A 24,478-nucleotide genomic window follows, 5' to 3' on the forward strand; every position below is an offset into this window, starting at 1 on the left:
AACCGGAAGCTTCGCGCTTCCGGTTTTTTACTCTTCAGTGATATCCAGACGCTGCAACATGCCTTTAATACCTATCCGTAATATCAGCGCTGAAAGCTGCTCCTGTTCAGCCTGACTCATTTGCGGAACCGCATTCACCAACAGTGTCGTCAGTGAATCTGCCGGAACCCTATACGTTGCAGCGGGTTCGTGCAGGCTACGCGTCGAATGGATAAATTTTTCTACGCGATCATCGACATGAATCAATCGCGCCTTGCCGCCCTGAATACCGGGTCTGGGCAGGGTGGTCCAGTTTTCGCGCTTAATCCATTTGTTCACTGTCTGTCGGCTCAGGCCCGTCTCTGAGGCGAGTTCTTCGGGTGTTAACCATTCCTTTTTCATTATACCTTCCCTGATAGATACACCTTACTCTTCGCTGATGCCCAGTCGCTGCAAAACGCCCTTGATACCTTCGCGTAAGATTAGTGCAGTGAATTGATCCTGCTCGTCCTGAGTCATTTGCTGGACGGAACTTATTAATAACGCAGGTAATGAATTGGACGGAGTGCTGTAAATTGCCGTCGGCTCGTTAAGGTTACGGGTCGACTGAATAAAACTTTTTACGCGCTCATCAATGTGAATCAATCGGGCTTTACCGCCTTGCACACCGGGCTTCGGCGTGGTCGTCCAGTTTTCCCGCTTGATCCATTTATTCACCGTTTGCCGACTGTAACCCGTCTCTGCAGCCAGCTCTTCGGGGGTAAGCCATTCCTTTTTCACGATGCAGTCCCTGATTAATACATTAGCAGGACATATTACAGCAAAACGTAACGGGGGAAAGTAACTGAAGCTGAAATTGCCTTTTGTCTCTCGACAAAAGGCAAAACATCATTACTGAGGATTACTGGCGGGTTCAGCGGCAGGACGGAATGCAAGGAAATAGGCCAGACCAACGAACACGGCACCACCCACGGCATTGCCTGAGAAGACGGCAATAAAATTAGGGAAGTACTCTGCCCAGCTCATCTGACCGGCAAAAATGGCGGCCGGAATAATAAACATGTTGGCGACAACGTGCTGGAAGCCAATGGCTACAAATGCCATCACCGGGAACCACATGCCGAAGATCTTGCCGACCACATCTTTACTGGCAAAGGCCAGCCATACCGCCAGGCAAACCAGCCAGTTACAGCCGATGCCGGAAATAAAGGCGTGCAGGAAATCAGCGTGGACTTTTGCAGAGGCGATAGCAACGGTCTTCTTCAGGTAATCGCCCTCGGTCATACCCAGCATATGACCAAAGAACCAGGCGACAGCCACGCTGCCGAGAAAGTTAGCCAGGGTAACCCAGAACCAGTTGCGCGCCACGCTCATAAAGCTGATGCGACGGGCGAACCAGGCCACCGGTAAGGTCATCATATTGCCGGTCAGCAGCTCACCACCCGCCAGTACGGTCATGATGATCCCCACCGGGAAGACCGCGGCGCCTAACAGGCCGCCAAAAGAGCCCCATTCAGCGGGCAGGGTGTTGATCACGTGAAGATCCAGCAGGAAGCCGGTCGCAATAAATGCGCCCGCCATAAAGCCGAGAATCAGAAGGATGCTGACAGGTGCACGGCTTTTAGCCACGCCTGACTGGATCGCCAGTTGTGCGATTTCTTTAGGTGTATGCAGCGACATAGTATCTCAGTAGTTTTTTTATGATTAATGGGACGATAACGCCTGGTGGACGCGTGGTACGCGGGAGAGGGTCCCGGCGACCACTTAATTAGCGGGCTAAGTTTTGCATGCGAAAAAGCCGAAGACAAGAAAATTCCTATAACATATTTAACCGTGAATTAACCTGACGGCAGACTGAATAACAGTTAAAAAACGGTCCTGTGTGAACAGACACGATTTTCCCCTGCAGCATGCTGCTGAAACTTCGCAGGTTGCCGCCTTTTTCAGCGATCAAACAGAGAATGTCATTTTGCCGTTGACACCCCGGAGGGGGTTTCATATTATGCCGTCCGTCGCTTAACGCGACAGTTTTTCGGTTCGGGGCTATAGCTCAGCTGGGAGAGCGCCTGCATGGCATGCAGGAGGTCAGCGGTTCGATCCCGCTTAGCTCCACCAAACTTCTTCCCAAAAGTTTGGCACTGAAAAACGATTCCAGATGTGGGGGTATAGCTCAGCTGGGAGAGCGCTTGCATGGCATGCAAGAGGTCAGCGGTTCGATCCCGCTTATCTCCACCATTTTCTGACACGCCGTTGTCAAAATCCTTTCTGATTAATCTCTTATTCGCCAGTTGCTGCGGATCCCAACGCTATTGCTTTGCCATTCACGCTGCTGCGCACGCTTAAATACGTTATTACCGGCATGATCCGCCATAACATCCGATGCTGTTTGCAGGACGCTGTGCCGCCTGTTGTGCACGATCTGAATGCAGATGTGACATGTGCAATGGAAGAGTTAACGCGGGAAAGGGAAATCAGCGGGAAGCAGAGCAGGAACAGAGCAGAAAGAGAAGGGCGAGACCTGCTCGCCCTTTGATGCTTAGAGTAGTGTGCAGAACCGTGCTTAGAACGCCAGAACCAGACCGGCGATAGCGGCGGAAAGCACGCTGACCAGCGTAGAGCCGTACAGCAGCTTCAGACCAAAGCGGGAAACCACGTTGCCCTGTTCTTCATTCAGACCTTTAATCGCACCGGCCACGATGCCGATAGAAGAGAAGTTGGCGAACGAGACCAGGAACACAGAAAGAATACCTTCTGAATGTGGCGACAACTGACCCGCGATTTTCTGCAGATCCATCATGGCAACAAACTCATTCGATACCAGCTTGGTCGCCATAATACTGCCGACCTGCAACGCTTCACCAGCAGGCACGCCCATCACCCAGGCAAACGGATAGAAGACAAAGCCGAGAACGCCCTGGAAGGAGATGCCGAAGATCAAATCAAACAGCGCATTCAGACCTGAAATCAGCGCGATAAAACCAATCAGCATGGCGGCAACGATAATCGCGACACGGAAACCAGCCAGGATATATTCGCCCAGCATCTCAAAGAAGCTCTGGCCTTTGTGCAGATCCTGCAACTGCAGATCTTCTTCGTTCTCTACGCGATAAGGGTTGATCAGCGACAGCACGATAAAGGTGCTGAACATGTTGAGCACCAGCGCGGCGACCACATACTTCGGCTGCAGCATGGTCATGTAGGCGCCGACGATCGACATCGATACGGTCGACATCGCGGTCGCGGCCATGGTGTACATGCGGCGCTGTGACATTTGGCCCAGGATATCTTTATAAGCGATGAAGTTTTCTGATTGTCCCAGTATCAGAGAACTCACGGCGTTGAAAGATTCCAGTTTTCCCATGCCATTCACTTTCGACAGTACGGTTCCGATACCGCGAATCACCCATGGCAGGATACGGAAATGCTGCAGAATACCGATCAGCGCAGAGATAAAGACGATAGGGCACAATACGTTAAGGAAGAAGAAGGCCAGGCCTTTGTCGCTCATGTTGCCGAAGACGAAGTTGGTACCCTCAGCGGCATACTTCAGCAGATGGTCAAAGAAGCCCGCGAATCCTTTGACGAAACCGAGTCCCGCTTCTGAGTTCAGGAAGAACCAGGCGAGCACAATTTCAATCACCAGTAGCTGTATAATGTAGCGAATGCGAATGCTTTTACGATCGTGACTGACCAGCAAGGCGAGTATCCCGACCACCACCAGTGCTAAAAGAAATTGCAAAATATGGGACATGGTTGCTCCAAATTTGAGGAGAGTTGTATTTTGTTGCGTATTCTATGTAACGCGTTACTTAAAAACGAGATCTGAACCACAATATAAGTATTCGCTATCGCTATATTTTCCAGAAAAGTTCCAGAGATCACGTCCTGTTTACAAATACTTCACTTCAGATAACCACATAATTATTGTCTGAATTTTACACCGGGCGTAAAGTGACACTATTGCTCACATTTTTAGCAATCACATCCTTTACTGTAATGTATAGCAATGGCTATACTTTATAGCAGCATCTATTACACCGATAACAATAAACGAATTTCACTTGCACCTGCTAACCCCTAAGCTGCCGGGGCAGGCAAATGTTCAGACAGGGTACCGGATATGTTTGAAAGTCGTACCGCCGAGCGCGCCGCTCGCGGAGTCAGAAAAGTCAAACTCGCACTGCTGGGGCCCGCTTTTATCGCCGCTATCGGCTATATCGATCCGGGCAACTTTGCGACCAACATTCAGGCGGGCGCTGCTTACGGCTACAAATTGCTGTGGGTGGTGGTATGGGCCAACATCATGGCCATGCTGATTCAGCTGATGTCAGCCAAGCTGGGTATCGCTACCGGCAAAAACCTCGCTGAACACATTCGCGATCGTTTTCCCCGGCCCGCCGTCTGGTTTTACTGGGTGCAGGCGGAAATTATCGCGATGGCCACTGACCTGGCGGAATTTATCGGAGCCGCGCTGGGGTTCAAACTGCTGCTCGGTATTTCATTGATGCAGGGCGCGGTGCTGACCGGCATCGCCACGTTCCTGATATTGATGTTACAGAGCCGTGGGCAAAAGCCGCTGGAGCTGGTGATTGGCGGACTGCTGCTGTTTGTGGCGGCGGCCTATATCGTCGAACTCTTCTTCTCCCAGCCCAATGTCAAAGAGCTGGTAATCGGCATGGCGCTGCCCGCGTTACCGACGTCGGATGCTGTATTCCTGGCGGCGGGTGTGCTGGGGGCGACTATTATGCCGCACGTGATTTATCTGCACTCCGCGCTGACGCAGGGTAAAAGTGAGGACAGCAAAGGCCAGCGTTACTCCTCAACCAAACTGGATGTGGCGATTGCCATGACCATTGCCGGATTTGTTAACCTGGCGATGATGGCGACCGCCGCAGCGGCATTTCACTTCAGCGGCCACAGTAAAATCGCTGAACTCGATCAGGCCTATCTGACGCTGCAACCGCTGTTAGGCCAGGCGGCGGCGATAGTGTTTGGTCTGAGCCTGGTAGCGGCCGGATTATCTTCAACGGTGGTCGGTACGCTGGCGGGGCAGGTGGTGATGCAGGGCTTTATCCACTTCCATATTCCCCTGTGGGTGCGCCGAACCGTCACCATGCTGCCCTCCTTTATTGTCATCTGGGCAGGCTGGGACCCGACAAGGGTTCTGGTAATGAGTCAGGTGCTGCTGAGTTTTGGTATTGCGCTGGCGTTGATTCCGCTGCTCTCCTTTACCGGCAACCGCGAGCTGATGGGCGATGATATGGTTAACTCGCGCCTGATGCAGAACACCGGGCGACTGATCGTGCTGCTGGTGATTACGCTGAATCTTTACCTGCTGGTGGGTGAAGCGCTGGGGCTGTAGCGACTGTGAAACCTGAAACGCCCGGTTCTGCCGGGCGTTTTTATTAATGGCGATCGTGTCCGTGATGGTCTGGACCGCGATGGTCAGGCCCACGACGGTCATGATGATCCCAGCCACGATCACGATCGCGGCGATACTGATGTTCCCAGCGACGCTCGCGGTCGCGCTCATGCCAGCGGCGTTCGCGCTCCCACTGCTGCTGACGACGCCACTCTTCATGTCGCCACCAGCGGCGTTCGTTGTAAGAATAGCGGTCGTTCCACCAGCGCGGTTCACGCCAGCGGCCACCATCCCAGTAATAGCCACGGCGATCGCGATCGCCAAGATTCAGGGTGACGCCGGGGGCCAGAGTAATAGAGGCACTGGAGGCCTGGGCTGTGTGGTGTGCCAGCGGCGACAGCAGGGCCAGCAGGGCAGCAAAAATAAGGGCTCTTTTCATTTTCTTCTCCTCATCAACAGTCTGATGCTGTTGCGGCGCAGCGAGTATGCCTGCGTATTGCTGTTGTTACCGCATCATTGTGTCGGAAGATTGTGAGGAAATTGGGGAGAGAAAGGGGTTTGAGACTATTCTGGCGCAGAAACGCCCGGCGTCAGCCGGGCGCTAAAACCGTTACAGTAGCGCCGCGTCAATCGCAGCTAACTCGCTGTCGCTGAACTGACGGCGAGCGAGCATCGCCACCGCGTCATCGATCTGGGCCGTTTTGCTGGCTCCGATCAGTACTGAAGTCACACGCTCATCGCGCAGCACCCACGCCAGCGCCATCTGCGCCAGCTTCTGTTCGCGCTGCTGCGCAATAGCATTAAGCTTGCGGACTTTCTCCATCTTCTCATCCGTCAGCTGGTTCTCATTCAGGAACTTGCTGCCGCTGGCCGCGCGCGAATCTTCCGGGATGCCCTGCAGATAGCGATCGGTGAGCACGCCGCCTGCCAGCGGAGAGAAGGCGATACAGCCGACGCCCGCATCGCCCAGCGTCTGAATCAATCCCTGCTCAGGTGTGCGTTCAAACATCGAATAGCGCGGCTGGTGAATCAGACAAGGGGTGCCGAGATCGCGCAGGATAGCTATCGCTTCGGCGGCAAGGTCGGCCGGATAGTTTGAAAGGGCAGCGTAAAGCGCTTTGCCCTGGCGCACCACATGATCCAGCGCGCGCATCGTCTCTTCCAGCGGGGTTTCCGGATCGGGACGGTGATGATAGAAAATATCCACATACTCCAGCCCCATTCGCTTCAGGCTCTGATCCAGACTGGCGACCAGATATTTACGCGAACCCCAATCCCCATAAGGCCCCTGCCACATGGTATAGCCCGCTTTAGTGGAGATGATCAGCTCATCACGATGGGCACGAAAATCTTCCCGCAGAATACGCCCGAAGTTCTCTTCTGCTGAGCCAGGGGGTGGGCCGTAATTGTTGGCTAAGTCGAAGTGCGTGATGCCAAGGTCAAACGCATGACGCAGCAGCTCACGGCTGTTATCGACCCGGGTACTGTCACCAAAGTTATGCCACAGTCCCAGCGAAATGGCGGGCAGTTTGATGCCGCTGCGGCCGCTGCGGCGATATTCCATCTGTTGATAGCGATCGGGATGAGGGAAAAGGGACATTCAGCGCTCCTGGATAAAAACGGGGATATGTGCCAAAAGTGTATCAGTGTATACGGTTACACTTAGTGACAGCGCGCTGCAATTCGCATTTTTACAGAATATTCCGCCAGCGTAACGTCGCCTTTCCAGCCATTGCGGCTGGCTAAAATAGCGGCACGCCTCGCTAATTTCATCCTCTGTCAGATACTTAACCCGACTCTTCCCTGAAAGGAATGCGCAATGTCCATATTCACTGTTGGAGATTACCTGCTGACCCGTCTGCAGGAGATTGGTGTAAAGCATCTGTTTGGCGTGCCGGGCGACTATAACCTGCAATTTCTTGACCACGTCATCGCCCATCCGGCCATCAGTTGGGTAGGCTGCGCTAATGAGCTTAACGCAGCCTATGCGGCAGACGGTTATGCACGCTGCAACGGCGCGGGAGCGCTATTGACCACGTTTGGTGTGGGCGAGCTCAGCGCGATTAATGGCATTGCGGGCAGTTATGCCGAGTATCTGCCGGTGATCCATATCGTTGGCGCGCCTGCGACACAGGCCCAGTTGCAGGGGGATTGTGTTCATCATTCGCTGGGCGATGGCGATTTCCAGCATTTTATCCGCATGGCCACAGAAGTCAGTGCGGCAACGGCACAGCTTACCGCCGACAATGCCACGGCTGAGATCGATCGGGTGATCGTCAGTGCGCTGCAGGCTCGTCGTCCCGGCTATTTGTCGCTGGCCGTCGACGTGGCGGCCATGGAGGTGCAGCCACCCGCGCAGCCCCTGAACAGTCATCAATCCTCTTCGCCCGCTGCGCGTCGCGCTTTCAGCGATGCGGCGGAACGCTTACTGGCACCGGCAGAGCGGGTTTCACTGCTGGCCGATTTTCTTGCGCTGCGCTGGCAGCAGCAGTCCGCCCTGGCCGCGCTGCGTGAACAGTGTGCGATTCCCTGTGCCAGCCTGCTGATGGGCAAGGGGGTTCTGGATGAACAGCAGCCGGGTTACGTCGGTACCTATGCCGGTGAGGCCAGCGCAGGTCAGGTGTGCGAACAGATTGAGCAGGTGGATGTGGCGATCTGCGTCGGGGTGCGATTTACCGACACCATTACTGCTGGCTTCACGCAGCAGTTTAACCCTGAGCGACTGATTGATCTGCAGCCCTTCAGCGCCAGCGTGGGCGGTAAAAATTTTGCGCCGCTGTCGATGGCGGAGGCGCTGAGCGAACTGCTGCCGCTATTTGAACGCTATGGCCGGCAGTGGCAACCCGCCGCCGCGCCGCCCGCTGCGCAGCCTGCAGAACCGGCGGCAGTGATCAGCCAGCAGGCGTTCTGGCAGGCGATGCAGGCATTCCTGCAACCCGGTGACCTTATTCTGGCCGAGCAGGGGACTGCCGCCTTTGGCGCCGCCGCGTTAAGATTGCCCTCGCAGGCGCAGCTGGTGGTTCAGCCATTATGGGGATCAATCGGCTATACTCTTCCGGCAGCGTTTGGCGCGCAGACTGCCGATCCTGATCGCCGGGTTATCCTGATCATCGGAGACGGTTCGGCGCAGCTGACAATTCAGGAACTGGGTTCGATGCTGCGTGACCAGCAGCGACTGATACTCTTTTTGCTGAATAATGAAGGCTATACCGTCGAACGGGCGATTCATGGCGCAACACAACGTTACAATGATATTGCCCAGTGGAACTGGACGGCCTTACCGCACGCCCTTAGCCTGCAGGGCCAGGCGCAGAGCTGGCGTATCAGTGAAACGGTGCAGTTAGAGGAAGTGATGGCGCGACTCTCAGAGCCGCAATGGCTCTCTCTGGTTGAAGTCGTCATGCAGAAAGAAGATTTGCCGCCACTGCTACGAAAAGTCACCGCCTGCCTGAATCAACGCAACGGCGGCTAAGATTCAGATAGTTGCCGCTGTGCAGGGTGGACTATCGCGGTTAGGCTGTAGCACACCTGAGTAAGACGCTCACCAATCGCACCGGTGAGCGTTGTTGTTTTATGGGCAGAATTTTATAGTGTCCTCCAACTCTTAAGACCCCAAGCGGAGCAACAGAAGAATGACAACCTATGCCTTGGTCGGCGATGTCGGCGGTACTAACGCACGCCTCGCCCTGTGTGAGGTGGAAAGCGGCAGCATCACCCAGGCCAAAACATTCTCAACATCAGAATACGACAGCCTCGAAGCCGTCATCCGCCACTATCTTGATGAACAACAGCAGGACGTTAAAGATGGCTGTATTGCCATTGCCTGCCCGATTACCGATGACTGGGTTGAAATGACCAACCATGACTGGGCGTTTTCCACGCGCAAGCTCAAAGAGAACATCGGTTTTGAACACCTGGAAATCATTAACGACTTCACTGCGGTATCTATGGCGATCCCGATGCTGACCGCCGAAAACGTGATTCAGTTTGGCGGTACAGAGCCAGTCAAAGATAAACCTATCGCGATTTATGGTGCCGGCACCGGATTAGGCGTCAGCCATCTGGTGCATGTGGACAAGCGCTGGGTCAGCCTGCCAGGTGAGGGCGGTCATGTCGACTTCGCTGCCAACAGTGAAGAAGAAGATCAGATCCTGGAAGTGCTGCGCGAAGAACTGGGCCATGTTTCAGCGGAACGTGTGCTGTCAGGTGCCGGTCTGGTTAACCTCTATCGTGCGATTGTTAAAGTGGATAATCGCGTGCCGGAAAATCTGAAGCCGAAAGATGTCAGCCAGCGTGCGCTGGATGACAGCTGCACCGACTGCCGTCGCGCGCTGTCAATGTTCTGCGTCATCATGGGCCGTTTCGGCGGCAACCTGGCGCTGAATCTCGGCACCTTTGGTGGTGTCTATATTGCCGGCGGCATCGTGCCACGCTTCCTGGAGTTCTTTAAGTCGTCGGGTTTCCGTGCGGCGTTTGAAGATAAAGGCCGCTTCCGCGACTATGTTGCCAGTATCCCGGTTTATATGATTACGCACGACCAGCCTGGCCTGCTGGGCGCGGGCGCGCATCTGCGCCAGACGCTGGGTCGCGAAATCTGATTCTGCTTTACCTCGCGCGCACTGGCATTCTGCGCGCGAGCGATTTTCCCGATCTGCCTGCTTCAGCGGGGCAGGATCGGGGAATTCCCTCCCGACTTTTTGCTGCTCTCCTGCTTCGCCATCCCCCTTTCTGAACAGGTCTTTAACCGTACTGCGCTACAGGCGCATCAGCTGTCGAAACTGCTTCACCTTACTGCGGCTGACCGGCACCTGAAACTCCAGATCGCGCAGCTTCAGCAGATAGGTATTGTTAAACCACGGCTCGATTTCACGAATCTTGCTGAGGCTGACACAGAAAGAGCGGTGGCAGCGGAAAAATTGCTGTTCCGGCAGGCGTGAACAGAACTCGGTAATATTCATCGACATCACGTAGGATTCGCGCCGGGTATAAACAAACGTCAGCTTCTCATGCGCCTCAACGTAGTAAATATCATTCACGTCAGTGACGATAATGCGCTCATCTTTGATCAGGTTGACCGTCTGCGGCGCGGGCGTGGCAGTGAGATGGCTGACCGCCTGCTGCGCCTGCGCTGTGGCTTCGAGCTTGTTCAGCATGGTGACAATTCGCGACTCCTGATAGGGCTTGAGAATGTAGTCAAACGCCTCCAGCTCAAACGCTTCCACCGCATGCTCTTTCCACGCGGTAATAAAGACAATCAGTGGCTTGTGAGCAAACTGATGGATATTCTGTGCCAGCAGCATGCCATCCAGTGAGGGGATGTTGATGTCGAGGAAAATCACATCAACCCGATGCTGTTGCAGGTACTTCAGCACGTCCAGACCATCGTCAAAACAGGCTTCAATCTCGATTTTGCTGTGATGCTGAATCATCCAGCTCAGCTCCTGCTGCGCCAGGAATTCATCTTCCACAATAATGGCTTTCATAACAGATTCTCCGCCAGGCGCTGGCCATTCTTACTCAGCGTAAAGGAAATCTCGGTGCCCGGCTGATGCCGCACGATATTCAATCCCTGACCCGACAAAAGTTTTACCCGATGATGCACATTGAGCAGGCCGATTTTATTACCGGGCATCTCGTTGCGTGCCACCCGTGCTATCACTTCGTCACTGATGCCCTGGCCGGTATCCCGCACCGAGATCCGCACCTGATCGCCCAGATCCCGGACGCTCAGCGTCACCACGCCTTTGCCTTTACAGGGCTGGATACCATGGACAATGGCATTCTCCACCAGAGGCTGGATCAGCAGACTCGGCAGCAGAAAATGGAGATCCTCATCGACGTCATAGATCATCGTCAGCTTATCGCCAAACCGGGCCTGCTCGATGGCGATGTAATCTTTCACCTGCCACAGCTCTTTACGGATGTCGATTAGCTCATCGTCGTTCAGTTCCAGGTTATAGCGCAGATAGCGTGACAGGTTAATCACCAGCTGGCGGGCGGTATCGGGATTGAGCCGGATAGAAGAGGAGATAGCATTCAGGGCGTTGAACAGGAAATGAGGATTTATTTTACTTTGCAGCGCGCGCAGTTCCGCTTTATTCGCCATCTCGCGCAGCTGCTCGGCACGCGACACTTCAAGCTGGGTTGAGATGATTTGTGACAGGCCGATCGCCATCTCCTTCAGCGAGCCGGTAATACGGTGTGCGCGGCGATAGTAGATTTTCAGCGTGCCGGTGACTTTGCCTTTCTCCCACAGCGGGATCACGATCATGGAGTGAATATCTTTGGTGCGATGCGCTTCATCGTTGTTCTTAATGATAATTTTACCGCTGGCGATCGACTGCGCCGTGGTGGGGCTGATGCCATCATCCCCATGTTTATAGTTGTGTTCGCCATAGCCGACGTAGGCCAGAATCTGTTTTTTATCGGTCATCGCCACTGCATCGGCTTTGATCTCCCGTCGGATAATGTCACAGATGTTGCGCAGCGAGTCGCTGTTCACCTGACGAAACAGCGGCAGAGTTTTATTGGCGATCTCCAGCGCCAGCTTGGCCTGGCGGGCGGCAATCGCCTCTTTTTCCCCCTCGACGCTCTGCACCAGCAGCACAATGATGCCGATACTGGAGGCACCGAGGATCATCGGCAGAGCAATTTCTGACACAATCGCCAGCCCGAGTGAGGTGGGGCGCGCCCACACAACAATCAACAGCATCGTCAGGGCTTCACAGAGCATGCCGCCGACGATTCCGGCACGCCAGCGGTGTTCTTTCAGTACCCGGCGATTAATACCGCCCGCGACGACACCCGCAATGATGCTGGTAATCAGGCAGGGCACGGAGGTCACGCCGTGAATATCGATCAGAAAACGGTGCAGACCGGCGATAACCCCGGTGGCGATCCCGACCCAGGGACCAAACAGAATGCCGCCCGCCATCACGGCGATGACCCGCACATTCAGCAGTGAACCATCGACATCGACACCCGACCAGGTACTGAACAGCGCAAACAGGGAAAAGATGGCAGTAACGGCTACTTTCTCCGCACGGGTGTGTTCATCTTTTTGCAGCAGCTGACGAAACGGGCGGGTGCGTGTCAGGAAGAACAGGCAGATCAGCATCAGGGCGGCGCGGTCAAATACTGCCAGTAACATCGTGAAGTGGGAGGACACAGGCGACTCGTCGGCAATGGAAAGTGCCTCTATGATAAAAAATGTGATCGCTAACCGCTAGCGTCCCGATCAATCACGGCGGGAGTTAGTGTTTCAGATCAATTTTTACGGCATATGGGCAAAAAGAGGAAAGGTTGAGTGCATTAAAGGGGGACAGTTTTTTCGCCCTGCAGAGGCTGGTCGCTAAGGTGCCGTTTTGCTATGTTGCGCGATGAGGTGCGCCAGTGACCGCTGGAAAACCGCGCCCATCGGGAGCAGCAGATGCAACTAGTCACCGCCAGATTAACCCTGAGTAAATTACAGCCAGAAGACTGGCAACTGTTTCGTGCCGTCCATGAAGATCGCGACACCATGACCTGGGTGAGCGAAGTCCCCGCTGAAGCGGATATCCGCCAGCGCTTCACCGAGCGTCTGGCCCCCTGGCAGGCGAGCAGTTTTCATATGCTCTGCCTGGTTGCGCGACGTCGTGACAGTGGTGAGCCGATTGGCCTGTTTGGCTGCAGCCCCGAATGGGAGCCATACCGTCAGGCGGAGGTGGGCTATATGCTGCTGCATCGCCACTGCGGTCAGGGATATGGCAGCGAAGCCCTTGCGGCGCTGTGTCAGTTTTTGCTTGAAGCCGATTTCCACAAACTCAAAGCGATGGTGATTGAAGGTAACTGGGCATCACGCCGTATTCTGGAGAAAAACGGCTTTCAGCTGGAGGGCACGCTACGGGATAATTATCTGCTGAACGGCTGCTGGGTGAACGATTGGCTGCTGGGGCGGCTGAATCCGCAAAAATAAAAATATTTTCCGCCACCCTCGACAAAATGATCCTCGCCACGTTATGTTCGTAACGGGTCACCACAGTGACCCGCGTCGCTCGGACGGTCCGGGCGCTTACGTAATCCAGAGGACATCATGGCTGATAACAGCACACCCCGTCGTTTCTCGCGTATCGAACGCTTACCCCCTTACGTTTTCAACATCACCGCTGAACTGAAGATGGCTGCGCGTCGGCGCGGCGAAGATATCATCGACTTTTCAATGGGCAACCCGGATGGCCCGACTCCGCCACACATCGTCGAAAAGTTATGCCAGGTGGCGCAGCGTGACGATACCCACGGTTATTCCACCTCGCGCGGTATTCCGCGTCTGCGCCGGGCGATCTCGCGCTGGTACGCCGATCGCTATCAGGTTGAGATCGATCCTGAATCAGAGGCGATTGTCACCATCGGTTCCAAAGAAGGCCTGGCGCACCTGATGCTGGCGACGCTGGATCACGGTGATACCGTGCTGGTGCCCAATCCCAGCTATCCGATTCATATCTACGGTGCGGTGATTGCCGGGGCGCAGGTACGCTCGGTGCCGCTGGTGGCGGGTGTCGACTTCTTCAATGAGCTGGAACGCGCCATCCGCGAGAGCTATCCCAAGCCAAAAATGATGATCCTTGGCTTCCCGTCCAACCCCACCGCACAGTGTGTGGAGCTCGACTTTTTCGAACGGGTGATTGCGCTGGCGAAGCAGTACAACGTGCTGGTGATCCACGATCTGGCCTATGCCGACATCGTCTACGATGGCTGGAAAGCGCCATCGATTATGCAGGTACCGGGCGCGCGTGATGTCGCCGTCGAATTCTTTACCCTGTCAAAAAGCTACAACATGGCAGGCTGGCGCATCGGTTTCATGGTGGGCAACAAAGAGCTGGTTGCCGCGCTGGCACGAATCAAAAGTTATCATGACTACGGCACCTTTACGCCACTGCAGGTGGCGGCGATTGCGGCGCTGGAAGGGGATCAACAGTGCGTGCGCGACATCGCAGAGCAGTACAAACGCCGCCGTGATGTGCTGGTCAAAGGATTGCATGAGGCGGGCTGGATGGTGGATAACCCGAAAGCCTCAATGTACGTCTGGGCAAAAATACCGGATCATTACGCACATCTTGGGTCGCTGGAGTTCGCTAAGCAACTGCTACAGGAGGCGAAAGTCTGTGTCTCGCCCGGTATCGGGTTTGGCGACTATGGTGACACGCACGTGCGTTTTGCGCTGATAGAGAACAGCGATCGTATTCGTCAGGCGGTACGGGGAATTAAAGCGATGTTTCGTGCCGATGGCATATTGCCAGGCAGCATAAAAATGGAAGAAGAACGCTGACAGCCAGCAGGGGCGACTCAAGGGTCGCCCCGTGGCGGCACTGTCACGCCATTACTTCAGCAGCAGAACAAAGGTTCCGAACCAAAGTAACGCGAAAAAAGATATTCCCATCAAGGCATATTTCACAAAGCAACTCCTCTGAGCGGTTACGATGATGGCGATCCCAAACCAGTGCAACGCGAACAGATGTGGAAAAGAGATCGCCATTTACAGTCATGGTCTGCTCTTTTCCGGGTTGATCTGAATAACTCAGAACAGGATCGAGCGCTAATTTACGCGGAATCCTCCCCAAATGAAATAGGTCCGTTCTGAGATATTGCTCACAATTTTACGGCACTTCGATTTCAGGGATCGCCGACATGCCTACACGTAACTGAGCCAGATGCTGTTGGTCGCCATCCAGCACAATTTTCACCGGCAGACGCTGAACGACTTTAGTGTAGTTGCCGGTGGCGTTATCGGGAGAGATCGCCGAAAAAGTTGCGCCGGTGGCCGGTGCGATGCTGTCCACATGACCAGTAAAGGTCTCGCCCGGCAGGGCGTCCACCCGGATCCGCACCCGCTGGCCGGGACGCACATCGCTTAACTGCGTCTCAAGATAGTTAGCAGTAATGTAGGTTTGCTGCAGTGGCACTACCGCCAGCAGACGGGTGCCGGCTGATACGTACGCGCCGGTCCGCACCGAGCGCTGACCCACCATGCCGTCAACGGGCGCAGTAATGCGGGTGTAGGAGAGATTCAGCCTGGCCTGATCGACGCTGGCCTTCGCCGCTGCAACGTCCGCTTCTGCTGAACGCACCGCCGCCTGTAGCACTCCCACCTGTTTTACTGCTGACGCCAGCGCGGCCTGACTCTGATGCACGGCTGCCAGCGCCGAGCGCTGGTTTGAGCTGGCTTTCTGCTGATCGTCGGCTGCCACGGTACCGCTTTTATAGAGGCGGTTATAACGATCGGCGCTCTGACCGGCATACTGCGCAGAGGCTTCGCTGGCCGCGACGCTGGCTTTCTGCTGATCAATCACCGACTGCTGCTGCTCCAGCTGTGCCTGGCTGCTCAGCAGTTTCGCCTGGCTCACCTGCAGGTCAGCCTCCGCACTCTCCAGCGCCACACGATAGTCACGATCGTCCAGCGTCGCCAGCAGCTGACCCGCTTTGACCTGCTGATTATCCTGCACCTGCACGTGGCTGATGTAGCCCGAGACTTTCGGTGCCACAAGGGTGTAGTCCGCATTGACGTAAGCGTCGTTGGTGCGGTGATCGTTGCCGGTCATCAGTGACCAGACCACAAAAGCGATGGCCAGTAACACCAGCAGCAACAGACTCAGCAGCAGGGTTCTTTTCATTTCGAAAGCACGCATATTCAGTTATTCCGGGAAGGGTTTTGAATCAAAGTTTGAGGCGGCCACACCCGTTTTGGCAGGATGGCGGTAAGCAGTAACAGGCAGGCGGCAAAGCCGGTCAGCATCAGCCAGCTGTCGCTCAGGCCAAGGATCGTGGCCTGATGCCTGACCAGGGTGGCGAATCCGCTGAGATTATCGGCGGCGCTGATGCTGCCATCCGGCAACAGCGGCAAGCTGCTGCTGGCCTGACTGGCCGTCGGCGCTGTCATCAGCCAGCTGCGACTGGATGCCTGATTAATCAGCACACTGGAGTGAAACTGCTCACGATGCGAAAGGAAAACCTCAACCAGCGTAGAGGCAGCGATGCTGGAAAAGCCGCGCACCGTATTAAACATCGCCGAGGCAAACGGGCCTTCTGGTGGGGCCACAACGCTGGTGGCGCTCATCAGTATCGGCAAAATGATCATCGGTTGTCCGAACGCCTGCAGGATCTGCAGCAGCCAGAAATTCTGTCTTGCCCAGTCACTGGTGATCTGTGTGCCCAGCAGGCAGGAGGTCACCAGCAGGCCAACGCCCGCCGTCAGCATCCAGCGGCAGTCGATCCAGCGGATATTCAGCAGGGCCGCAATCAGCGGTGCGATCAGCAGTTGCGGCAGGCCCACCGCCAGCGCCAGCGGGGCAAACTCAAGGGTGCGAAAGCCGCTGACCTGAGCAAAATAGGCCGAAGGCAGCGCGGAGCCTGAAAGCCCAAGGATGAGCACGCAGGCCAGGCCCAGCAAGCCATGCGCCAGATTTGACCGTCGGAGCATCTGCAATTTAAACAGCGGCAGCGGGTGAAACCACTCATTAATCAGGAAAACCAGCAGCAGCGGCAGCGCGGTGAGCAACATACCGGTAATCAGTGGCGAGTTCAGCCAGTCGAGGCGCTCACCCTGGGTCAGCACCAGAATCAGCAGCGCAACACCACTGCAGCCGGTCACCATGCCGAACAGATCGATCTGCTGAAAGCGTTCCGGCCGCAGCGGATCCTGGGGCAATCCCCATCCTGTCAGCAGCATAGCGATCAGCATCAACGGCACGACCTGCCAGAACACCATCATCCAGCTGACGTGATCGGTCCACAACGAGGCCAGCGAGGCCGCCATATTGGGGCCAAACGTCGCAGTCAGGGCATAGCCCGCCAGGCCAAAAAGTTTAAAGGGCGGCGGCAGAAAGCGCAGGGCGACCGTCATCAGCATCGGTGGTAAGGCGCCGCCAAACAGGCCCTGCAATACGCGCAGAGTGATAAACAGCGTCGGATCCCGCACCAGCGGCAGCAGAATGCCGGTCAGCATAAATCCCGCCGACACGCCTAACGTAAAACGCCGCAGCGACAGGGTGACGGCAAACCAGGGCGCAATCATCATGGCGGCTACTTCTGCCGCCTGATAACCAGAGATAATCCAGCTACCCTGATCGTAACTGATGCCGATGGCGGCACGGATATCGGCCAGCGCGATATCACTGACGCGATCGTTCAGCCCGGAGGTCAGGGCGGCGATTAGCACGCCGACTAATCCCAGTGCCAGTCGCAGTGTAAAAGGATGAGGGGCCGGCGCGGTGGCAGGCTTAGCATTCATTGCAGGCGATCTCGTTATTATGATGCAGTGTACTGCGATGTGATACAGGTCGTAATATTACATCCCGGTATACTGTATTGCAATGTGGTACAGGCTGTAAAAAGTGCGGCATTCGCGCTACAGTAAGGCAGCTCAAACAGGACGACGCTATGGCACATCAACCCTCCAGCCGCGAGGATGAAAAAACGGGCGGTATACAGGTCATCGCCCGTGCGGCAAAAATTCTTAATGCGCTTGGCGAACAGCCCGGCGGCATGAGCCTCGGTGAGATCGCTCAGGCGGTCGAACTGCCGCGCTCAACGGTGCAGCGTATTGTTGCCGCGCTCGACAGTGCAGAGCTGGTGCGCAGCAGCGGGGCGGGCGGACTGCGTCTGGGGCCGGCGCTGTTAAAACTGATCTCCAGCGTACATACCGATGTGGTTGATCTGGTCAGTCCGCTGCTGGAAAAACTCTCTTCCGACACCAATGAAACCGTCTCGCTGGCGCGCGCCAGCGGCAGCCAGCTGGCGATTATTCACCACGTGGTGGCGTCGCGTGAGCTTCGGGTGGTTCCGCATATGGGACTCAATCTGCCGCTCTACAGCACCTCCGGTGGACGGGCGTTGCTGGCGCTGGAGTGTGAAAAAGATGTACGGACGATCGTTGGCGACGCCTGGCAGGAGTTAACCGATATGACGGTGAAAACGCTGCCTCAGTTGCTGCAACTTATCAGGGAAGTGCGCGAAACCGGTATCGCCGTGGATCGCGGTGAAACGCTGGAAGGTATCTCTACCATGGCGTTTGCGCTGGATACGCTGTTTGGTCGCTTTTCTGTCTCTTTGCTGGTGCCCTCTGCACGTTTTCTGCGACACGAAGCCCGTTTTCGTGACGAGATGCTGAAGTGTAAAGAGGCACTGGTGCGTGAAATCGGCAAAGTCGCCGCGATAGAAGGATAAGCATTCGATGAAAACCCTGCTGATGGCCATTGATCACTCTCCGGTAGCGGAAAAAGTGGTCGCCTTAACCATTGAAGAAGCGCTGGCGCATCGCGCCGAGGTGGTCGTGCTGTGCTGCGTCGATCCCGCTTACTCCTCCTGTAATCAGCCAATGGAAATCGATGCGGGTGAAGATCCGGCCGATTTTGTGGCCGCGCAGGATGAGCAGAATACGGCAGAAATGGTGGTGCGCCATGCACTGGCTCCGTTACTGCGCGCGGGCATTAATGCGCGGGGCATGATTCTGGCGGGTGACGCGGCAGATACTATCGTTGCCCAGTCGCAACAGCTCAAGGCCAGCATGATTATCATGGGACGTCGCCATCTCTCCTCTTTGAATCGGCTGTTAAAAGGCTCGGTCAGCGCATCCGTTATTGAGCGCGCTCACTGTCCTGTGCTGATCGATGTGCGTAAGGATTAATCCCGCCGCATGAATGCTCTGCTTTTTATTACGCTGGCCGCGTTTGCGCTGCTGGCGCTGATTGTAATTGTACTGATCAAAACCACCCGGCTGCGTTTGTGGCAGGGGCTGATCATCTTTCTGCTGCCCCTGATACTGGCGAATCTGCTCTGGTTCAGCTGGGTTGCGCCGCATCAGTTGCAGGCCAGTCAGCGTGAGCAGGCGGTAAATCAACTGGCAAAGATGCCCGGTTATCGGGTGCTGCAGACTCAGGAACCGGCGTTATGGCTGTTGCTGACCCAGGAGCTGACCCGGCGCATCCGTGCGGGGGAGCCAGCTGAAAAGGCGACGGGCGAGCTACGTGGCTGGCTGATTGAGGTGATTAATCAGCGGCTGATGCGCGGAACTGACGCGGCGGTCGTCAACTATATCAGCGTCTCGGTTGAAGAGATGCGGGCGCTGAACCAAATCGATCCGGGCCTCTGCTTCCGTTATCTCTATCCGCAGGTGAGTGGTGGCATCAATCTGCTGACCACGCTGCCGCCGTCGCTGAATCGCAAAGAGGCGGATGCCATGGAGCAGCTGCTGCTGAACAGTCCATTGCCCGATCAGCCATTGGATAAGGCGCTGGCGCAGGATGATCTGCAAAAGATTGTCGCCCGGCTCTATCAGCAGTGGGGGGATAAGCTGCAGCAGCTGAATATGCCTGCCGACACGGCGGTTGATCGCTCATCGTTGTGTGCGATGTCGATTGACCTCTACAGTGCGATTCTGGCATTACCTGACAAGCGCGCCGCTAACCTGTTACGTAGAATGATTGCACTGACTGGCCAGTAAGCGGCAGCTGAGCAGCGGAATGGCGGGCGAAAAAAAGCCCGCTAAGCGCGGGCAGGGAAGAGAGGAACAGATTTTTATTTTTGGCATTTCCTGGTGTGGTGCAGTCTTCGTTTTGTCTGAATGCATCTTGTCACGCCGCGTATGATAGTGCTAGCCGTTTAATCGTATTACATTAATCGGTAAAAGCTTCTCAAGTTTTGATTTTTCGTGCATTAATCCTATGGATGCGCGGCATGCTGCGTCATAAACTGCGCGGCAACGTGAGGATAACTAAATGAAAAAACTAATTACCAGCGCACTGGCGCTGATTTTGCTGAGTGGATGTACTGCCAGCAAACCCGGGGCATTTGAACGTGTAGATGAAGATCCAGGCTCAAATACCGTGCAGTACCGTTTTGACCCGGTAAAGGTCAATCGTGATGCAATGAATATTGATCTGGCGAATTACTGCAGTAATAAAGGCTTTGATAAAGTCGAGGCGTTACCTGCGCAGGAGAGTCATATTCCGGGACTGCAGAAAGCGTGGTTCCAGTGTAATTATGCTGTGAAAAGCTAAATAAAACGGGCGGGATAATTATCCCGCCCTTAAAGTTTAATGCTTTTATTTTATGCTGTGTGACATCTTTGCCCGTTAGCGGCGATGGTGACCGCCATGATACCCACCGTGATAACCTCCATAGTAGCCTCCATGATATCCGCCGCCACCCCCACGGTGCCAGCCATTGTCGTGTCTGGGGCTGATGATACAACCACTTAATAAGGTCATCAGCGCAACCACCGAAGCGACTTTAATTAATCTCTTCATCGGAAGCTTCTCCTCTTTTCCAATGACTATGACACTACGCTGGAAAAGTGGAGTGAAGATGCAGGCTTTGTAGAGTTATTTAAGAAGGTATGACCGAATATTTCAGAGTGCTGCGTTTTGCAGCGGAGAATAATAAAGAAATAAGAATGAACTGAATAGTAAATACTATCAAAGAGAATAGTCTCAAAATCAAGCGAAAATAATTCTCATTTGAAAGTTTTTACAACTACATTATTAGCATGTCAGTTCAATGGGAGAAAAACATGGCGCATGACGTTAAAAATATTCTGGCTTTACAGGCTGAACTGGGCGAATGCCCGCTCTGGTCAGTGGAAGAACAGGTGCTGTACTGTGTCGATATTCTGGCACCCGCCATTCACCGTTTTGATCCGGTCAGCGGTGAACTGCAAACCTTCCCGCAGGCGGAAGAGGTGGGATGCATCGGTCTGCGTGAGCAGGGCGGTCTGATAGCTGCATTGCGTGGCGGTGTCTGGCTGCTGGATGCGCAGGGTAAGCCAGAGAAAAAGATCGCAGAAAATCCCGGTGTGGCTGCGCAAAGCCGATTTAATGATGGCCGTGTCGATCCCTGGGGGAATTTCTGGTGCGGCAGCCTGTGGGAACCGCAGGACAAAAATGGCGGGCTGCTGTGCCGTGTGACGCCTGACCTGACGCTGGAGGTCAAAGCGCGTGACATTAAAATTTCCAACGGGCTGGCCTTTTCTCCCGACCGGCGCTGGATGTATCACAGTGACACGCCGAATGAAGCGCTCTATCGCTATCCATTAAACGCGCAGGGCGAACCGGGCGAACGCACCTTGTTCCGCCGTTTCGACGCGAAAGGGGGATTGCCGGATGGTGCCGCAGTGGATAGCGAAGGATTTTACTGGTCCGCACAGTTTGATGGCGGACGCGTAGTACGCATCGATCCCCGGAGCAGCGAAATCGTCGATGAGATCCTGCTGCCGGTGAAGTGGCCAACCATGGTGGCATTTGGTGGCGCCGATCTTAAAACGCTGTTTATTACCAGTTCACGGGAAGATCGCACCGAAGAGGAGCTGGCGCGCTATCCGCAGTCAGGCGATATCTTTGCGGTGGACGTCTCTGTGGCGGGCATGGCAGAGCCGCGATTCCGCGGCTAAACGTGAACGGGCCGCTCTGGCGCGGCCCGTCGTGATGGTTAATGACGTTGCAATACAGGTGTTGCTGTAACAGAACTCTGTGGTAAGCGGATGGTGAGTGACAGGAACAGGGAGATGACCAGCAGCGTCATAATCAGGCTGAAGGTGACGGTGAACCCGCCAAACAGCGAGGCGACCAGTGAGCCCAGCACGCTACCGATACCAAATCCGAGATAGAGCAGACCATAGTTTTTTGTCAGGTTGTTGAGGCCGAAAAAGTCACTGACCAGCGACGGGAATACCGTGATGGTACCGCCAAAGCTGAAGGCTACACAGGCGAGTGACAGGAAGAAGGTGATCTCATTCATCCGGGTAAACAGCAGCACGCTCATCCCGATCAGCGACACGATTTGCGCCAGTGAAATAACCCGGATGCGCATCATTTTGTCAGACAGTATACCCAGCACCAGACGGCCACTCAGGTTGGCAATCGCGATCACCGTTACCGCACTGGCAGCGGTCTGCGTAGTCAGATGCACCAGCCCTTCGCCGATATCTTTAGCAACGCCTATCACATAGAGACCGCTCATGCAGGCTGTCAGGAACATCAGCGCCAGCATCCAGTACTGCGGCAGACGCACCGACTGTGCCAGCGTGTAATCCCGCGCATGTTGCTGACCATTCGTGCTGCTCCCGGTATCCTGAAGTGGGGCTTCACGCATCAGCAGTGCACCGAGGATAATCATCGACATCGCGAGCACGCCCCAGATCATAAAGGTCTGCTCCAGACCCACCGTCGCCAGCAGCGCCCCGCAGATAAATTTGAATCCCAGACTGCCAAGACCGTAAGCGCCAATCGCACAGGCAGAGATCATCCCTTTGCGCTCCGGAAACCACTTCACGCAGTTTGAGAGCGTCATCAGGTAACCTGCGCCATCCGCCAGACCCACCAGCAGTCCGGCGCTGAAATAGAGCATCATCAGATTATTAGCATGCGCGGTAAGCCAGAAACCCAGCGCCATCAGCACACCCGCCCCGATAGTGACGCGGCGTACGCCAAAACGTTCCTGTAATTTACCGGCCAGCGAGGAGGCAATAGCCAGCCCCAGGCTCAGCAGACCAAACGAAAAAGCGACCTGACTGACCGTCGCATCCAGCTTCTGTGACAGCTGGCCGTTGAACAAACTCCATGTGTAGACTGACCCCAGTGCGAACTGAGTGATTACCGTTCCGAACAATGTAAGCCAGCGAGCACGCTGGTAAGAAGCCTGTTGAGTCTGGTTCATAATTTATCTCTCCCGTCCGGGAATCTGGAAACTGCGGTCAGAATAAAGCAGTGATTCGCGCGCGTGAGCAGTAAAGGCATGAACGGAACGGATTGGGGAATGAAATGCCATTCAGGCGGTATGAATGGCATCGGGAGGGGTTAGCGACGTCGCGTCAAAAGTAAGCAAAGCGGCAACTTAATAAGTAAGCGTAATTAGCCGTAAGATAATGTTTCATTAAGATGATTCTGTGAGCAGGTTTTCAGATTATTTGCCAGGCTAACAGTTCACTTATCAGGAGGAAATATGAAAGACCGGACATATGAATCCAGCACCAGTGAGGATGAAGTTTGCTGCATTATCGGTCAGGCGGTGATTGAACTCAGTACAGAACAGCAGCCTGTGACCAAATCGACGCTGGCATTAAAACTACTGTCGATGGCCGATCGTGATAGTGATGATGAGCGTGTTCTGCTTTACTGGATTGCGCGTAAAGCGATCAATAAACCACAGAAACTCCTTCAGCAGCAGTGGGCGTAACGTCCATACGGGCGCGGGCCTCAGCCCGCCTCCGCGTCAGATGATTACCCGGCGACGACTTGCCGGCCAACGGGCAAACATCACGATATTGCCCAGCAAAATCATGACAAGGCCAGGGATGGCGCTGGCATGCCACTCATATCCTTCGTAACGGGTAGAGAGTGCCAGCGCCACCAGCGGAAACAGAACGGTTGTATAGGCAGCCCGACTGGCTCCGATACGTCCCACCAGTGTAAAATAGGCCCCGAATCCCATCACCGATCCCACGATAGCCAGATAGATCAATGCTCCAAACCACTGTGTATTCCATGTCGGCTGCAGCGAAACACCCTGCAGCAGCGAGACCAGTGCCATGATCAGCGCACCGTATAACATGCCGTAACTGTTGGTTGTCAGCACGTCACGTTGCAGACGCTGATGCCGCTGACTGATCATATTGCCGAATGAAAATCCCAGTGTGCCCAGCGCACTTAACCCAATGCCCCACATCAAGCCGGCCGAGGCCTGAGTACTGCGCAGATCGTGCCAGAACAACGCAACAATGCCAGCCATGCCGAGCACTATCGCCGGAATCAGACGTTCAGAAGGGCGCTGACGGAAAAATATCCAGCTGTTAATGGCGTTATACATCACAGCCATAGAGAAAATGACCGACTCCAGTCCGCTGCTGATATAGCCAGAGGCGTAATAGAAGCAGACAAAGTTGAAGCCAAAAACGCAACAGCCCTGCAGCACACAGAAGAGGTGATCCTGCAGCGTCAGCCTGTGCAGACGCTTTATCAGCTTAAGCAGCAATAACATGACCAGCGAGGCCAGCAAAAAGCGCCAGAAGACAGCGACAGTTACGGCGCTGATGCCTGCAGACTGTTGCGCATAAATCGCAATCCAGGTCGTGCCCCAGATCAGCACGACTGAGAGATACAAAAACAGGTTCAT

At 55.0% G+C, this 24,478-nt stretch carries 24 protein-coding genes and 2 tRNA genes; 13 read left to right on the forward strand and 13 right to left on the reverse strand.

Annotated features, from left to right (window positions below):
- Positions 1 to 27: 27 nt before the first annotated feature.
- The 3 genes from ACR8BN_RS05630 to ACR8BN_RS05640 form a co-directional block, all read right to left on the reverse strand.
- On the reverse strand, positions 28 to 381 hold the full coding sequence (locus ACR8BN_RS05630; protein WP_109651112.1) for a YfeC-like transcriptional regulator: 354 nt from the start codon (positions 379 to 381) through the stop codon (positions 28 to 30).
- Positions 382 to 405: 24 nt separating this feature from the next.
- The gene (locus tag ACR8BN_RS05635; protein WP_031590536.1) at positions 406 to 759 is read right to left on the reverse strand and encodes a YfeC-like transcriptional regulator; all 354 of its coding nucleotides are present in this window, start codon (positions 757 to 759) and stop codon (positions 406 to 408) included.
- Positions 760 to 870: 111 nt separating this feature from the next.
- Positions 871 to 1,659: a formate/nitrite transporter family protein gene (locus ACR8BN_RS05640; protein ID WP_010257841.1), complete on the reverse strand. Its 789-nt coding sequence runs from the start codon at positions 1,657 to 1,659 to the stop codon at positions 871 to 873.
- Positions 1,660 to 2,018: 359 nt separating this feature from the next.
- Here ACR8BN_RS05640 and ACR8BN_RS05645 point away from each other — a divergent pair.
- Positions 2,019 to 2,094, forward strand: a tRNA-Ala gene (locus ACR8BN_RS05645).
- 44 nt (positions 2,095 to 2,138) lie between these two features.
- A tRNA-Ala gene (locus tag ACR8BN_RS05650) sits at positions 2,139 to 2,214 on the forward strand.
- Positions 2,215 to 2,539: 325 nt separating this feature from the next.
- Here the strand turns inward: ACR8BN_RS05650 and ACR8BN_RS05655 are convergent.
- Positions 2,540 to 3,730, reverse strand: a complete 1,191-nt coding sequence (locus ACR8BN_RS05655; RefSeq protein WP_010671371.1) for a NupC/NupG family nucleoside CNT transporter — start codon at positions 3,728 to 3,730, stop codon at positions 2,540 to 2,542.
- 369 nt (positions 3,731 to 4,099) lie between these two features.
- Between ACR8BN_RS05655 and ACR8BN_RS05660 the strand changes: the two genes are divergently transcribed.
- Positions 4,100 to 5,341, forward strand: a complete 1,242-nt coding sequence (locus ACR8BN_RS05660; protein WP_031590537.1) for an Nramp family divalent metal transporter — start codon at positions 4,100 to 4,102, stop codon at positions 5,339 to 5,341.
- 43 nt (positions 5,342 to 5,384) lie between these two features.
- Here the strand turns inward: ACR8BN_RS05660 and ACR8BN_RS05665 are convergent, their stop codons facing one another.
- Positions 5,385 to 5,780 (reverse strand): DUF2502 domain-containing protein, encoded by a 396-nt coding sequence (locus tag ACR8BN_RS05665; protein WP_010257849.1) that lies wholly within the window; start codon positions 5,778 to 5,780, stop codon positions 5,385 to 5,387.
- A 171-nt stretch (positions 5,781 to 5,951) separates the two neighbouring features.
- On the reverse strand, positions 5,952 to 6,941 hold the full coding sequence (mgrA, locus tag ACR8BN_RS05670; RefSeq protein ID WP_010257851.1) for an L-glyceraldehyde 3-phosphate reductase: 990 nt from the start codon (positions 6,939 to 6,941) through the stop codon (positions 5,952 to 5,954).
- Positions 6,942 to 7,160: 219 nt separating this feature from the next.
- Between mgrA and ipdC the strand changes: the two genes are divergently transcribed.
- Positions 7,161 to 8,813, forward strand: coding sequence for an indolepyruvate decarboxylase (ipdC, locus tag ACR8BN_RS05675; RefSeq protein WP_434747391.1), 1,653 nt, complete (start codon positions 7,161 to 7,163; stop codon positions 8,811 to 8,813).
- A gap of 160 nt (positions 8,814 to 8,973) precedes the next feature.
- Complete coding sequence (gene glk / locus ACR8BN_RS05680; protein WP_010257856.1) at positions 8,974 to 9,939, forward strand: glucokinase; 966 nt, start codon at positions 8,974 to 8,976, stop codon at positions 9,937 to 9,939.
- Positions 9,940 to 10,095: 156 nt separating this feature from the next.
- Here glk and ACR8BN_RS05685 read toward each other — a convergent pair whose 3' ends face one another.
- Entirely contained in the window at positions 10,096 to 10,824 is a 729-nt protein-coding gene (locus ACR8BN_RS05685; RefSeq protein ID WP_031590540.1) for a LytR/AlgR family response regulator transcription factor, read from the reverse strand.
- Positions 10,821 to 12,491, reverse strand: a complete 1,671-nt coding sequence (locus ACR8BN_RS05690) for a sensor histidine kinase (protein WP_031590542.1) — start codon at positions 12,489 to 12,491, stop codon at positions 10,821 to 10,823. The genes ACR8BN_RS05685 and ACR8BN_RS05690 overlap by 4 nt, the downstream gene beginning before the upstream one ends.
- Positions 12,492 to 12,770: 279 nt before the next feature.
- On the opposite strand from ACR8BN_RS05690, the gene ACR8BN_RS05695 reads away from it, so the two are divergent.
- The gene (locus ACR8BN_RS05695; RefSeq protein ID WP_064703373.1) at positions 12,771 to 13,295 is read left to right on the forward strand and encodes a GNAT family N-acetyltransferase; all 525 of its coding nucleotides are present in this window, start codon (positions 12,771 to 12,773) and stop codon (positions 13,293 to 13,295) included.
- Between the two features lie 117 nt (positions 13,296 to 13,412).
- Positions 13,413 to 14,645: an alanine transaminase gene (gene alaC, locus ACR8BN_RS05700; protein WP_033758563.1), complete on the forward strand. Its 1,233-nt coding sequence runs from the start codon at positions 13,413 to 13,415 to the stop codon at positions 14,643 to 14,645.
- 51 nt (positions 14,646 to 14,696) lie between these two features.
- Here alaC and ypdK read toward each other — a convergent pair whose 3' ends face one another.
- From ypdK to ACR8BN_RS05715, 3 genes are all read right to left on the reverse strand, one after another.
- A complete protein-coding gene (ypdK, locus tag ACR8BN_RS05705) occupies positions 14,697 to 14,771 on the reverse strand; it encodes a membrane protein YpdK (RefSeq protein WP_099257831.1) in 75 nt (24 codons plus the stop codon).
- Between the two features lie 202 nt (positions 14,772 to 14,973).
- Positions 14,974 to 16,002 carry an HlyD family secretion protein gene (locus tag ACR8BN_RS05710; protein ID WP_010257869.1) on the reverse strand — a complete coding sequence of 343 codons (1,029 nt, stop codon included), beginning with the start codon at positions 16,000 to 16,002 and terminating at the stop codon, positions 14,974 to 14,976.
- A 2-nt stretch (positions 16,003 to 16,004) separates the two neighbouring features.
- Positions 16,005 to 17,603: an MFS transporter gene (locus ACR8BN_RS05715; protein ID WP_434747392.1), complete on the reverse strand. Its 1,599-nt coding sequence runs from the start codon at positions 17,601 to 17,603 to the stop codon at positions 16,005 to 16,007.
- Between the two features lie 149 nt (positions 17,604 to 17,752).
- Between ACR8BN_RS05715 and ACR8BN_RS05720 the strand changes: the two genes are divergently transcribed.
- From ACR8BN_RS05720 to ACR8BN_RS05740, 5 genes are all read left to right on the forward strand, one after another.
- The gene (locus ACR8BN_RS05720; protein WP_010257875.1) at positions 17,753 to 18,538 is read left to right on the forward strand and encodes an IclR family transcriptional regulator; all 786 of its coding nucleotides are present in this window, start codon (positions 17,753 to 17,755) and stop codon (positions 18,536 to 18,538) included.
- A gap of 7 nt (positions 18,539 to 18,545) precedes the next feature.
- Positions 18,546 to 18,998 carry a universal stress protein gene (locus ACR8BN_RS05725; protein WP_010257878.1) on the forward strand — a complete coding sequence of 151 codons (453 nt, stop codon included), beginning with the start codon at positions 18,546 to 18,548 and terminating at the stop codon, positions 18,996 to 18,998.
- Between the two features lie 9 nt (positions 18,999 to 19,007).
- Positions 19,008 to 19,814: a hypothetical protein gene (locus tag ACR8BN_RS05730; protein WP_010257881.1), complete on the forward strand. Its 807-nt coding sequence runs from the start codon at positions 19,008 to 19,010 to the stop codon at positions 19,812 to 19,814.
- Positions 19,815 to 20,088: 274 nt separating this feature from the next.
- Positions 20,089 to 20,370, forward strand: a complete 282-nt coding sequence (locus ACR8BN_RS05735; RefSeq protein WP_031590547.1) for a hypothetical protein — start codon at positions 20,089 to 20,091, stop codon at positions 20,368 to 20,370.
- 512 nt (positions 20,371 to 20,882) lie between these two features.
- Complete coding sequence (locus tag ACR8BN_RS05740) at positions 20,883 to 21,758, forward strand: SMP-30/gluconolactonase/LRE family protein (protein ID WP_083069194.1); 876 nt, start codon at positions 20,883 to 20,885, stop codon at positions 21,756 to 21,758.
- A gap of 38 nt (positions 21,759 to 21,796) precedes the next feature.
- On the opposite strand, the gene ACR8BN_RS05745 is transcribed toward ACR8BN_RS05740, so the two are convergent.
- Complete coding sequence (locus tag ACR8BN_RS05745) at positions 21,797 to 23,023, reverse strand: L-lactate MFS transporter (protein WP_137229962.1); 1,227 nt, start codon at positions 23,021 to 23,023, stop codon at positions 21,797 to 21,799.
- A gap of 285 nt (positions 23,024 to 23,308) precedes the next feature.
- Between ACR8BN_RS05745 and ACR8BN_RS05750 the strand changes: the two genes are divergently transcribed.
- Positions 23,309 to 23,542 (forward strand): hypothetical protein, encoded by a 234-nt coding sequence (locus tag ACR8BN_RS05750; protein WP_010257893.1) that lies wholly within the window; start codon positions 23,309 to 23,311, stop codon positions 23,540 to 23,542.
- A gap of 36 nt (positions 23,543 to 23,578) precedes the next feature.
- On the opposite strand, the gene ACR8BN_RS05755 is transcribed toward ACR8BN_RS05750, so the two are convergent.
- Complete coding sequence (locus ACR8BN_RS05755) at positions 23,579 to 24,478, reverse strand: DMT family transporter (RefSeq protein WP_434747575.1); 900 nt, start codon at positions 24,476 to 24,478, stop codon at positions 23,579 to 23,581.

Source organism: Pantoea sp. Lu_F5_004 (assembly GCF_051136245.1).
GTDB lineage: Bacteria > Pseudomonadota > Gammaproteobacteria > Enterobacterales > Enterobacteriaceae > Pantoea > Pantoea agglomerans.